At 57.7% G+C, this 12,782-nt stretch carries 10 protein-coding genes; 1 reads left to right on the top strand and 9 read right to left on the bottom strand.

Going from position 1 to position 12,782, the window contains the following annotated elements; all coding sequences use genetic code 11:
- Positions 1-11: 11 nt before the first annotated feature.
- The 8 genes from ACVDG9_RS00940 to ACVDG9_RS00905 all read right to left on the bottom strand — a co-directional run bounded on the left by ACVDG9_RS00940 (position 12) and on the right by ACVDG9_RS00905 (position 10,668).
- Entirely contained in the window at positions 12-632 is a 621-nt protein-coding gene (locus ACVDG9_RS00940; RefSeq protein ID WP_447237088.1) for a hypothetical protein, read from the bottom strand.
- Positions 633-662: 30 nt separating this feature from the next.
- Positions 663-923: a hypothetical protein gene (locus tag ACVDG9_RS00935; RefSeq protein ID WP_447237087.1), complete on the bottom strand. Its 261-nt coding sequence runs from the start codon at positions 921-923 to the stop codon at positions 663-665.
- Positions 923-2,377, bottom strand: coding sequence for a restriction endonuclease subunit S (locus tag ACVDG9_RS00930; RefSeq protein ID WP_447237086.1), 1,455 nt, complete (start codon positions 2,375-2,377; stop codon positions 923-925). The genes ACVDG9_RS00935 and ACVDG9_RS00930 overlap by 1 nt, the downstream gene beginning before the upstream one ends.
- On the bottom strand, positions 2,374-3,906 hold the full coding sequence (locus ACVDG9_RS00925; protein WP_447237085.1) for a class I SAM-dependent DNA methyltransferase: 1,533 nt from the start codon (positions 3,904-3,906) through the stop codon (positions 2,374-2,376). The genes ACVDG9_RS00930 and ACVDG9_RS00925 overlap by 4 nt, the downstream gene beginning before the upstream one ends.
- Before the next feature lie 67 nt (positions 3,907-3,973).
- The gene (gene hsdR, locus ACVDG9_RS00920; RefSeq protein ID WP_447237084.1) at positions 3,974-7,390 is read right to left on the bottom strand and encodes a type I restriction-modification system endonuclease; all 3,417 of its coding nucleotides are present in this window, start codon (positions 7,388-7,390) and stop codon (positions 3,974-3,976) included.
- A gap of 743 nt (positions 7,391-8,133) precedes the next feature.
- Complete coding sequence (locus ACVDG9_RS00915; RefSeq protein ID WP_447237083.1) at positions 8,134-9,372, bottom strand: saccharopine dehydrogenase family protein; 1,239 nt, start codon at positions 9,370-9,372, stop codon at positions 8,134-8,136.
- Between the two features lie 49 nt (positions 9,373-9,421).
- Positions 9,422-10,519 carry a carboxynorspermidine decarboxylase gene (nspC, locus tag ACVDG9_RS00910; protein ID WP_075283752.1) on the bottom strand — a complete coding sequence of 366 codons (1,098 nt, stop codon included), beginning with the start codon at positions 10,517-10,519 and terminating at the stop codon, positions 9,422-9,424.
- Entirely contained in the window at positions 10,516-10,668 is a 153-nt protein-coding gene (locus ACVDG9_RS00905; protein ID WP_158514224.1) for a hypothetical protein, read from the bottom strand. Before ACVDG9_RS00905 ends, nspC begins: the two co-directional genes overlap by 4 nt.
- A gap of 242 nt (positions 10,669-10,910) precedes the next feature.
- Here ACVDG9_RS00905 and ACVDG9_RS00900 point away from each other — a divergent pair, with 242 nt between their 5' ends.
- A complete protein-coding gene (locus ACVDG9_RS00900; protein WP_022999159.1) occupies positions 10,911-11,033 on the top strand; it encodes a hypothetical protein in 123 nt (40 codons plus the stop codon).
- A gap of 95 nt (positions 11,034-11,128) precedes the next feature.
- Here ACVDG9_RS00900 and ACVDG9_RS00895 read toward each other — a convergent pair whose 3' ends face one another.
- On the bottom strand, positions 11,129-12,781 hold the full coding sequence (locus ACVDG9_RS00895) for an ABC transporter ATP-binding protein (RefSeq protein ID WP_022999160.1): 1,653 nt from the start codon (positions 12,779-12,781) through the stop codon (positions 11,129-11,131).
- Between the last annotated feature and the right edge of the window lies 1 nt (position 12,782).

Genomic DNA, 12,782 nt, shown 5'->3' with positions numbered 1-12,782 from the left:
ATTGTTCTCAACTATCTATCACGAAATAATGGAAATCCTTCGTAACTCTCCCCATGATCACCGGAATGGTTAGCCATTCCAGGTTTGGTGAGGGTTCCCTTCGGCTCGGCATAACTGTCGATACGCTGTTCGGGCTGTTGGCGCCAGTTCAGGTTCACCGCCCAAAGCTTGGGAAAGAAATAGAGCGAGTTGTAAGGCAGATGATCATGGATCCACCAAGCAAGCTTGCGCCAGTCGCCTTCATTCTGGTGCCGATCCCAGACCCAGGGAACCACAACACAGGCGGTCGCGCCCAGCCGCCCATTCGCATCGCGGTAATCCCAGATGTGATGGGCATGATTGTGTTCGTTGCTGCCGCAGTTCAGGCCCTTTTCATTGCCGAACGCATTTACCTCTGGAGCGCGATAGGCAGAGCGGATTGTGACATGGCCGAAGGCTGAGCGGAGTGGTTCCAAAAGCTCTCGGCAGAGCTTCGTGCCCGCCTCGATTGCCACATCCGGATGATGCGGTATGTTGGGAATGCCATAGAAGTTCGAGATCTCGGAATAGAGAAAGTCCCGCATGTAGAAGTTCTCGGACAGTCGCACTCGTCCCAACTCTTCCAGCGCACTCATGGACCCCGGTTTTCTCACTGTGCCTTCCTCCCAGCCATCACATGTTTGCTAACATAGATGCCCGCTCAATTTCCAAATGCCGTAAGTCGATCCATCCACGATGCCTTCACGATGGAGATCCCATCGGGCATAACGGATTTCTTTTTCAAAACGGATCTCGCCTTTAGCTACCAACGTTGTCAGGTGATCCGCAGGAACCGGGCAATTGGTCTTGATCCACGCATAGGCCTCTTTCGGTGTGACCGTTCCTAGAGCCGTCAACATTTCCACGACCCAGCGCTTGTAGATTTCTCGGTTTATAGCAGCCATCAGTTCTTCTTCCTCCGGCCCCGTTTCGGCTTCGGCGCCACTGCCCGTTCGGCCTTGATGCGGTCCAGGAGGACGCTTGCGGGTTCGTCGGTGGGGTCCTGGGGCACGAGGTCTCCGCGGAAGGCCTTGGCGAGGATGGCCTCGTCCAACTTGTCCGTCAGCTCCAGCGCCCGCTTCGCCTCCGCCGCCAGCTTGTCGATTTTCAGGAAGGCACTTTCGATGCGGCGGACGATTTCTTTTTGTTCGTCCAAAGGAGCAATGGGTAGAGCTAACTGGCGAAAGCGATCTAGGCTAACCTTCTGATGCGCGACACCTTTCGTTATCGAGGCTATCTGCTCTTGAAGCCAAGTCGTGCGTATGGCCAATCCCAAGTACCCGCTTGAAGACAATAGTGGGTGGGCCTTCAGTTTGATACAATCAGCTGTAATGATCGCGACGCCTTGACCTTCAGGATAAATGGCCGTGTCGCCGGGCGGATCGCCCATTTTCGTGATCAGCAGTTCGTTTCCGGATACCTGATGCTGGTGAAGCTCGTCGGCCTTTTCTGAGCTTACGAACACCGCATTCTCGAGGTCAAATTTTTCAGCGCGAATGTCGCGAACAAAGATGAGGCGCACACCTCTTTCTTGATAGTCAGCCTTCACCAGATTGCTGCCAAATGGACCAATTCCAATAGAGTATGGCTCGTTAGATGCCACCTCGTCTGGTGAAATCCAGGACCACCCGGCTGGCAGAGGAAGATCAGGGGTCTGTATAGAACGTTTGCGCCGCGCTAGCTTTTTCGATTTTGAACGAACTTGCCGTACAGCAGACAGGGTCGGCTCAATGCTTGCACCAGTATTCTGGTCACGCCAATCCTTCGTCAGCTCCCCCGAGAAGGCCTTGGAGAGCACGGCTTGCTTGTAGCGTTTGACGAGGGTGTCTATGCGGGCGAGGTCCTTGCGGGCACGGGAGGAGCAGACGCTCAAGGCGTCAAGCTTGGCGACAATGCGCTTCTGCTCGGCCAGGGGAGGGAGGGGAAGTTTTGTTTCTTCAAACTTGCCCTTGGTCACATGGCGTAATCCAACTCCTCCGTGCGCTTTACCAATAAGTTCCTCAAGCTTGAAGTTGATCGCGGTCTTGAAAAAATGTCGATGGAGATGCGCATCATCGAAATTCACTTTGAAGATGTGCTGGTTGAGAACAGCAATCCCACCATGCCAAACATGGGCACCAAATGAGGTTCCCGGCGTCCCCGACCATGCGAACAAAAGCTGGCCGTCCTCGATCATAAACTTTGGGTCGACGTCCCCGGAAAAGCAATTGTACGGTGCATCTGGCTTGTTGAGGTTTTGGATGCGCACGATGGGGAGTCCATCTGGAGACCAGTCGGTTGGCTTGAATGCTTTCCCATTGATGAGATCGCAAAGGCTGCCAACTTCAGCCTCGACCCACCCCTTCGGCAGCTCGCTCATTCTGCCGCCTCCGCAGAACCCTCTTCGAGCTCCGCGCTTAGCGCCTCGATCTCCACCATAGCCGCCTGAAGATGTCCTAGAATGGCAGCTGCGATGTCTTCCGGCTCGGTGAGACCTTCTTCCGCCTCCTCCTCCGCCTCGCGCAGCCAGGCGATGTCCAGATTGTCGCCTCGGGCTGCGATTTCCTCGCGGGTGAAGCAGCGCCAGCGGCCGTCTTCGCCCTGATCGTCTCCGCGCTCCCTGCCGTTCGGGTCCGTGCCAAAGACTTCCTCGAAGTCCTTGAAGTGGTCGTCGGTCAGCTGGTTGGTCTTGCCGAACTTCGGCATCTGGGCGCGGAGGTCATAGACCCAGACTTCGTCCGTATTGCCGGTCTCGGTCGTGCCACGGGTCAGGAAGATGACGTTGGTCTTCACCCCCTGGGCATAGAAGATGCCGGTGGGCAGACGCAGGATGGTGTGCAGGTCGCACCAGTCCATCATCATCTGGCGCAATGCCTTGCCGCGTCCGTCCTCGAAGAGCACGTTGTCCGGCACGACGATTGCCGCCCGGCCGCCGGGCCTGAGCGAGCGAATGCAGTGCTCGACAAAGGGCAGCTGATAGGAGGAGACGGCGGCTGTGACCGTCAGGTCATCACGGGTCGGAGCCCCGCCAGCCGGACCGAAGGGCGGATTGGTCAGGATCAGGTCGGCCTTGCCAAGGCTCTTGCCCTTTTCCGATAGGGTATCGCCCATTGCAACGTGCTCTGGCGCCAGATCGTGGAGATAAAGGTTCATGAGCAGAAGGCGATAGGTTCCGGCGACATTCTCCATTCCGTGAAACGCGTTAGCTTTTTGCCAGGCGCCACTGTCGGGTAAATCGAAGTAGCCGTCCGTTCTGGCTTTCATGTAGCGGTCTGCCGCAATAAGAAACCCACCTGTTCCTGAAGCCGGGTCCTGAATGACTTCGCCGGGTTGGGGCTGCATCAACCGGACCAACAGTTCGATCAGGACACGGGGAGTGAAATACTGCCCGGCGCCACGCTTGGTTTCTTCTGCGTTCTTCTGCAGCAAGCCTTCGTAGAGATCGCCGAATTGGTCACGTTCCTCGGAGAACCAATCAAGACCATCGATCTCAGTAACCAGGGTTGTCAGGTTTTTCGGTTCCCGGATGAAAGTAGAAGCATTGTCGAAGATTGCCCGGACCATTTCAGGGATCGGCCTCGCGTCCCTGTAGAGTTCGAGGTCTTCTCGCCCGGCCGTCTCTGTTGGCTTGAGGATCAGTCTATCATTTTGCCCGATGCGGGAGCTTGTGCTGCCCAGCGCCACCAACGAGGACCGATACAGGTCCAGCTGCTCTAGACCGTTGAGCTTCGCCAATTCACCCCAGCGGCAGCTCAGGGGGATTGCCCCCGCTTCGCGCCCACGCTCAGCCATCATCTTCAAAAACAGCAGATAGGTCAGTTCAGTCACATACTGCTGATAGGTGATCCCGTCCTTGCGAAGGACTGTGCAGAGGCGCCAGAGTTTCTGGACGATGGCATTGGCGTTCATACGGGTTCCAAACGGATTCAGTTGTTGTTCTTGCAAGCCTTAGCGGGGTTGGACAAATTTGGCGAGGTCAAGCGGCGGAGTTACCCCAGATGGCCTCGTTGAATTGCTGCAGGACGTCGCTGAGGTCATCCTCACCAAATTCCCTTGAGATGCGCGTGTAACCGCCCTTGTCGGCAAAAACGCCCTGGTCAAGCAGGGTCGGGTCCGCCACCGGTTTGTCCTTCAGGGCCCGTCCGATACGGCGCAACCAGTTCTTCTGGTGCTTGCTCCATTCGCGCGATTTCTCGATCCGTTCGATTGCTGCATCCACCCTGTCCGCGTAAGGAACCAGCGGATCGCCCAGCGCTGCCTGGCGGACAAAGCCGATAATGTGGGCAGCAATGTCCGCATTACGCGCCTTGCCGTAGGCGGCACGGAGCATGGATTCAGAGTAGTTTTCATCATCCAGAAGGGCTGCCAACTCGGACAGTTCCTTGCGGGTCAATTCCCGTGGTTTCTGGGTAACGGCAATAAGAGCCGGGATCTTGTTCATGTTCTCCCGCACGTAGCGTTCAAAGCCTTCAATGTAATCCTCCGGCGTGGTGTTCCTGCCGAAGATTTCCTCGATCCGCAGCAGCTCGTCCTCGTGCTTAGAGATGACGACACCATCATTCGACCTGTCCTGCCGTACCGGCCTACGCTCAAGAATTTCGACAGCGCGGGGGTATTCCTTGAGCCATGTGGCGAGCTCGGCAGACGGACGGGTGGAGAGGTTTTCCAGGGCGGCTTCAGGCGTCTGGCCGGTGTGGTGAAGAAAGCTCTCGCGCGTTTCCTCATCGATCCTGCCAGCGAGCCCGCGCATCTTGACAATCACCTGACCGGCTACTCGGGTCTTGTCGTCATCGTCTGGCGCGTTGAAGAAATCGGACACCAGCTGTTTCAGCGGCACATCCGGCTTCACGACCACAGGACGCATGTCGGACATTTCCTGCAGCTCGGCATAGAGATCGACCGCGTCAAAGATCCGGAAATTCTGCTTGCCGATCTCCGGGCAGAGGCGTGTTGCCCGGCCAATCATCTGGTCATAGAGAATGCGGCTTTTGATCCTGCGCAGGAAAACCAGATTGCAGATTGTCGGAACGTCGATACCGGTGGAGAGCAAGTCGACTGTCACAACGTATTTCGGCAAGGGATCGTTCTTGAATTTCAGAATCCAGTCCTGGGTATGGTCGGTCTTGCCGGTGATCTTCTTCACCATGCCGTTAGGCACAGCGCTCTCGCCATACTCCTCGATCAGTTCTTCGGTAAGGATCCTGACGACATCGTCGGCATGTTCGTCCCGGGCGGCAAAGATCAACGTCTTGCCCGGGCTATCGGGAGGGATCTCCGTCACCAGGGCTTGGCAGACGGTCCGATTGAAGTTTTCCGAATAGACCCGCTTGTTGAAGGTGGCGAGGTCATAATCAAGCTCGACATCATCTGGCAATTCGAAGAGATCGATTTCACCGGTCTTGCGATCGATAATCTCGACCTCCTCACCGCCTTCGAAATGGATACCCGCTTCGGCGAGCGCCGTTGTGATGCGTCTTGGTGGCAGATGGTCGATCAGATACCCCTCGATCACCGCCTGGCGGTAGCCGTAATGGTAGACCGGGTGTCCGAAGATCTGGCGGGTATGGAGCGCTGGTGTCGCCGTCAGGGCAATCTTCACCGCGTCGAAATAATCAAGGACCTGACGATAGGCGGATTGGTAGTCCTCAAGAGACCGGAAGACGATGTCGCTTTCGCTCAGTTCTGCATCTAGCGTGTAGCCCCGGTGGGCCTCATCGACGATGACACAATCATAGCTGCCTGGTGTCGGACGTTTGCTGACATCATCGCCGCTTTCGATCCGGGCAATCAGCGACTGCACGGTCGCCACGTGAACCCTGGTGTCCTTTTCCGGTAACTTGTCATCCAGACCGGCAACACCGTAGACCTGCGCGAAGTTCAGCATCCCTTCCAGGCTTGTCGTCTGCAGCGCGTCTTCCGTCTGCTTGCCCAGCGCCTTGCGGTCCACCAGGAAGAGGATCCGATTGAAACGCTTGTGCTTCAAAAGCCGATACATAAGCGCGATGCTGGTACGTGTCTTGCCCGTACCGGTGGCCATGGAAATCAGGATTTCCCGCTGCCCTTCGCCGATGGCGTTCTCGATAGCGTCGATAGCGTCTTCCTGGTAGGGCCGAAGCGCTCCCTTGCCGAAGGTCTTCTCTGCCATGCCTTCGACGGCTGCTTCCAGGTCAATCTCCAGCTTGGCCAGCAAGTCTTGTGGCGTGAACCACTGACGCATAGCGGACGGGTGATTGTTGGCGTGGCGTAGGTCACAATGCCAGATGCCCGATTTGGTTTTCCATTGCTGGATGAATGGTCGGCCATTGGTCGCGAAAATGAACGGTACCCGATAGGGAGCATTAAGCCCGTGCTGCCAGGGGCCGCCCTCGGCGATATTCTCCGGCTGCAGCCGCAAGTTGGTAGCATAGCGCTGTGCCTGGGCCAGAACGCCGGGAACATCTGCTGCCTCCCGTTTCGCCTCAATGACGCCGACACAGGTTTCGCCAACAAATAGCGCGTAGTCTGCCCGGCCACCTTCAGCGGGCCATTCGGCAATCGCAAGGTTGCGACCCTTTTCCGGTCGGGTGCCCTTGGCGTAGTGCAATTGCTTGCTGTCGGCTTCCCAGCCCATATCGATCAGCTGAACGTCAATCAGGAGACGCGTGTCGTCCTCGTCCAGCTCCAGCTTGCTCGCTGCTTGCCAGGCCGCCTGTTTGAACTCCATCTGGAGCTGTTCAGGTTCTGCTTCGGCCTTCTTCTGGAGTTCGGCCAGCTTTTCGGCAAGTTCAGCAGCCGTCGCTTCCTGTTCCAGCGCGGTCTTCGCCCACTCCTCGCTGTCCTGCAGGGCCTGTCTGGCGAGTTCTTCAGCTGCAGCCTTCGCTTTGGCAAGGTCTTCCGCAGACGCTTTGGCCTTTTCCAGAGACGCCTCAGCGGCGACGACCCTCTGCTGGTATTCGGTAATCTTCGCCTTGGTCTCGTCGTCGATGTCTGACGAACTTTTCGGTGGCACAAACGGACCCGGCTTGAAGTTCGGATCCCGGCCATAGGTACGCCGGTACCAGACACCGAGCGATCTACAGAACTTCAGCGCCGACAAGGCCTCGCCAGGAGTGCCCGTGAACTCATGGGTGGCCTGATTGCCCTGTTTGCGGACAGCGTGAAAAACGTCAGACACTTCTCTTGGAAGTACCTGCTGCGAGGTCAATCGACGAAGAAGGTCGTTTGTGGTCTCACCAAGCGCCGGGTCGTAGCGTCCCGTGATAGCTGCGACTTCCTTCACCATGAGTTCGGCAAACTGGCGGCTCTTGATCAGCGAAGTGTTTGCGTCCTGGGAGAAGAATTGCTCTGCGAGCGCACCCAGTCTGTGAAGCTCCGGGCTCAAAGGCTTCAGGTGATCGAAATTCGTCGACGACATGGGTGAGAACCATTTGAAAGCAATGGCTTATCTTCAGCACTCGGCAAAGGTGATGTCAACCGACACTTCAACTGCTGGCACGCGATACACCGGCTTCCATTACCGCCCGGCTTTCAATCATAGCCGCAAAATCTCATTCTCTAAGCCTTCGCTGAAAGGGCAATCATCAGACTGACAACTCATTCTAATCAATAACGTTTTCAGTCCGACTACCCCTCTCCGTCCTTATGACCGTGCCTATCGAAGAGATCCATTCGGCTCTTCCCCAAACACTGTCCCTATTGAACGAATAAGGAGGACCCATGAACTCGCACGTTTCGGCGAAAACCTTTGCTCGCACTCTTCAGGGGGCGAAGCACGCGGTACCATAAGTGCACTAAAGGGATCGTGGGGGAACTACAGGCCGTTTAAGGGGTAGACCAAAATCGCCTCTTGGTATCGAACCCGGCCCATGTTAAGTGATTGGAATCGTTAGATATCATGTTTCAGATGACGCCTGTGACGGGAGCCACCATTTGTCGGGTGCGCCAATTCTCCTGACTTTCAGTATCGCAATCTGTCATTGCGGCGCTCAGAAGACCGGCCTGGGCAGGCAGGCTGCGGGATATTTTTGCGAAAGAGGGCTTTCTGTTCGTGGGTGAGGCTTGAGGGCACTATGCAGCCCGTTTGCGGTTGACCGTAACGCAAACAGCCCCGGTGGTAACCGGGGCTGCGCAGGTTGACCGGCTGGAAAAGGCCTGGACCTAGAACTCCAGGGCGCGGTCGCCGTTGGCGTCCTTGATGCGGGTCGGCAGGCCGATGCGGTTGAGGATGCCGAGGAAGGGATGCGGAGGCAGTTCTTCCACGTTGGCCATCTTCTTCACGTCCCATTCCCCGGTGGCGATCAGCATGGCGGCCGCGACCGGCGGAACGCCGGCGGTGTAGGAAATGCCCTGACTGCCGACTTCCTCATAGGCTTCCTTGTGGTCGGCAACATTGTAGATGAACACCTCGTGCTCCTTGCCGTCCTTGGTGCCCTTCACGAAATCACCGATGCAGGTCTTGCCGGTGTATTCAGGTGCCAGCGAAGACGGATCCGGCAGGCACGCCTTGACCACCTTCAGCGGTACGACTTCCAGACCTTCCGCCGTCTTGACCGGTTGCTCGGACAGGAGGCCGATGTTCTTCAGAACAGTGAAGACGTTGATGTAGTGCTCGCCGAAGCCCATCCAGAACCGGACGTCCGCACCGTCCATGTTCTTTGCCAGGGAATGCACTTCGTCGTGGCCGCACAGATAGGCCATGCGCTTGCCGACCACCGGCAGGTCATATTCCTTGCCGATCTCGAACATCTTGTTTTCCTGCCACTTGCCCTGCTGCCAGGAGTAGACCGTGCCGGTGAACTCCCGGAAGTTGATCTCCGGATCAAAGTTTGTGGCGAAATAGCGCTGGTGGCTGCCGGCGTTGATGTCGACGATATCGACCTCGGTCACCTTGTCGAGATAGTCGTCCTTGGCAAGGCGGGCATAGGCGTTGACGACGCCCGGGTCGAAACCGGCGCCCAGAATGGCGGTGACGCCCTTGGCGGCGCATTCCTCGGCCCGTTTCCATTCGTAGTTGCCATACCAGGGCGGGGTCTCGCAGATCTTGCCCGGCTCTTCGTGAATGGCCGTGTCGATATAGGCCGCTCCCGTCTCCAGACAGGCGCTGAGGACGGACATGTTCAGGAAGGCGGTACCGACATTGATGACGATCTGCGCACCGGTTTTGCGGATCAGCGCGCTGGTGGCGGCAATGTCCAGAGCATTGAGTTCGTGTCCTTTCAGAACACCCGGCTGCTTCAGCGCCTTCTTGGCATGCACGGTTGCGATGATGTCGTCGCATTTGGATTTGGTGCGCGAGGCGATATGTATATCGCCGAGAACATCATTGTTCTGAGCGCACTTATGCGCCACCACCTGAGCGACACCTCCGGCGCCGATGATGAGAACAGTCTTTTTCATTTGATAAAGATACCTTCCTTGGACCTTGGGGGTGTTCGGGGTTCAAGTCTCAAGACAGACTTTGCTCGTAGTCCTGGTATGAAAACTCACGAGCAACGTGGACTGTTCCGTCCACTTCCTTGACCGCAATCGCGGGCATTTTCACGCCATTAAACCAGTTTTTCTTGACCATCGTGTAACCCGCCGCATCCTGAATGGAAACCCGGTCACCGGTCTTGAGTTCGGCAGGGAAGTTGAACTCGCCGAATATGTCGCCGGCAAGGCAGGACTTGCCACAGATCATGTAGCTGTGCGGCCCTTCGTTGGGGGTCACCTTCGCGGTCTCGCGGTAAATCAACAGATCGAGCATATGAGCTTCGATGGACGCATCGACAATGGCCAGGTTCTTGCCGTTGAAGAGCGTGTCCAGCACCGTCGTCTCCAGTGTGGTCGACCGGGTGATCGAGGCTTCGCCCGGTTCCAGGTAGACCTGAACGCCGTATTTTTCGGCGAAGGCCTTGAGGCGGTCGGCGAAGAGGTCGAGTGGGTAGTCGTCCCCCGTGAAATGGATACCGCCCCCAAGGCTCACCCATTGCGCCCGGCTCAAAAGCCCGCCGAACTTTTCCTCGATATCGCCAAGCATGCGGTCGAACAGCGCGAAATCGGCATTTTCGCAGTTGTTATGGATCATGAAACCGCTGATCCGGTCCATGACCTTTTCAATCTTGGCGACGTCCCATTCTCCTAGGCGGGAGAAAGGCCGGGCCGGGTCGGCAAGGTCGAAACTGGAGGAGCTGACCATCGGGTTGAGGCGCAGCCCGCGCACGATGCCTGCGGATTTGTCCGCGAACCGTTCCAGCTGACTGATGGAATTGAAGATGATCTTGTCGGCATGGGAGATCACTTCATCGATCTCGTAGTCGGCATAGGCCACGGAATAGGCGTGGGTTTCCTTGCCGAAGCGCTCATGCCCCAGCCGGACTTCGTTCAGCGACGACGAAGTGGTGCCGTCCATATACTCGCGCATGAAGTCGAAAACACACCAGGTCGCAAAGCACTTGAGCGCCAGCAGGGCCTTTGCGCCAGACCGCTCTCGAACGTAGGCGATCTTCTCCATGTTGCGGAGCAGCTTCGCCTTGTCGATCAGATAGTAGGGTGTCTCGATCATCTGGTTCCGTCGCCATCGTTGCCTGCGACCGGTTCGGGCCGCGCGGACAGGTGATTGGGAGCGATTTCCGGTTGCCCGGTTGTCCGGACCGGCCGGTTCGCCACAAGGCGTTCCAGCTTCGCTGTCGGCGTGACGGATACCGTCTCCATGCAGGACCTTGCAAGGGCCCGAGGCGTCTTTCTTGCTACAGCCGGTCAGCCGGTTGGGCCGCAATCTCCCGGTTTCACCGAGTTGCTATGCTTTACGTGAATGGAACGCAGAACAGTTATGCAAAAATAGGAGGGAGATTCGTGCTTTCACTCATTGAAATCTTAACTTTCCTCCCGTATTTGTCCGGCAGATCAAATATTCACCAGCCCGCTCAAGAGTTGGGCAAATTCTGGAGGTCGGCATGACCCGGGACGATCTCATTCGCGAATACAAGGCACAGAGCGGCTCCTGGCCGGCGCTTGTCGGCGTTTACGCCGTTATCGTGGGTGCGATGGCTCTTTCCGGCTACCTGATGGTCGGCTGATCCCGCACGCCTGTCGAAAAGTCGGCAGAGTTTCAATCACCCCCGGAGCGACCTCCGGGGGTGATTGCATTTCAAGGCAGGCAAACCGCCTGCGATCAGACGTCGGCGGCTTCGCCAATGGCATCGGTGCCGCGCTCTTCCAGAAGCGTCGTCAGCCAGTTCGGATCCATTTCGGGAACCGAAGACAGCAGCAGATCCGTGTAGGGATGATGCGGCGGCGTGAACATCTCGTCCTTCGGCCCCTGCTCCACCACCTTGCCGCGTTGCATCACCACAACCTCGTCCGCGATGGAGCGCACCGTCGCCAGGTCATGGGTAATGAACATGTAGGCCAGGTTGAACTCCTGCTGCAGCCGATCGAGCAGCTTCAGGATACCTTCCGCCACGAGCTGGTCGAGCGCGCTCGTCACCTCGTCACAGATGATGAAGGCCGGATCGGCCGCCAGGGCCCTGGCAATGCCCACACGCTGTTTCTGGCCGCCGGAAAGTTCCGGCGGATAACGATTGTAGAATTTTGACGGGTCCAGCTCGATCAGGTCCAAAAGCTCGTCGACGCGGTTTTTCAGTTTCGCACCGTGCAGCCCGCCATAGAACTGGGCAGGCCGGCCGATGATCTCGCTGATCCTGATCTTCGGATTCAGTGCGGTATCGGCCATCTGGTAGATCATCTGCGCCTGGCGAAGCTGATCCTTGCTGCGGTCCTGATAGCGCGGCGGCAACGGCTCACCCTTGAACAGGATCTGCCCCTTGGTGGGCGGCAAAAGACCGGTGATACAGCGTGCCGTCGTCGACTTGCCGGAACCGGATTCGCCGACAACCGCAACCGTCATGCCCGGATAGATGTCGAAGGAGACATCGTCCAGCACCTTGGTCTTGCCGTAGGCCGCATCAATTCCCTGCACGGAAACGATCGGAATGGCACCCGCCTCGGTCGGCCGCTGCTTCTGCGGCCGCTGGAAGCTGCGGACGGCCCAAAGGCTCTTGGTGTAGTCCTCCTTGGGAGACCCGAGCATCTGCTCGGTCGGCGCCTCTTCGACTTCCTCGCCCTTGAGCAGCACCTTGATGGTGTCGGCCATCTGCGCCACCACCGCCAGATCGTGCGTGATGTAGATCGCCGCGGTGTTGAACTGGTCGACAATGTCCCGGATCGCCGCCAGAACCTCGATCTGCGTGGTCACGTCCAGCGCGGTGGTCGGCTCATCGAAGATGATGAGATCCGGCCGGCACGCCATGGCCATGGCGGTCATCGCACGCTGCAACTGGCCGCCAGAGACCTGGTGGGGATAGCGGAAGCCGATTTCGTTCGGGTTGGGAAGGCGCAGCCGCTCGTAAAGCTCCATGGCGTCTTCCTGCGCCTCGACCCGCTTTTGAATGCGGTACTGGATCGGCGCTTCCGTGTGCTGGTCGATAATCCGGTGTGCCGGATTGAACGAGGCAGCAGCCGACTGGGCGACATAGGCGATGCGCGATCCGCGCAACGCCCGGAGATCGCTCTCCGGCGTCGTCGTCAGTTCCATGCCGTCGAACTCGATGGAACCGCCGGAAATCCGGCAGCCGTCGCGGGCAAAGCCCATGGAGGCGAGGCCGATGGTCGATTTGCCGGCACCCGATTCTCCGATCAGCCCCAACACTTCCCCCTTGTGCAGGGTAAGATTGACGCCATGAACGATCTCGACCCATTTTTCGTCCGAGTACCCCTCGATCCGGAGATCGGTGACCCGAAGCAGTACGTCTTTTTTCGGCACCATT

This window comes from Roseibium sp. RP-7, from assembly GCF_053005225.1.
Note: the sequence above shows the minus strand (reverse complement) of the source record. Positions and strands in the feature narration are given on the sequence as shown.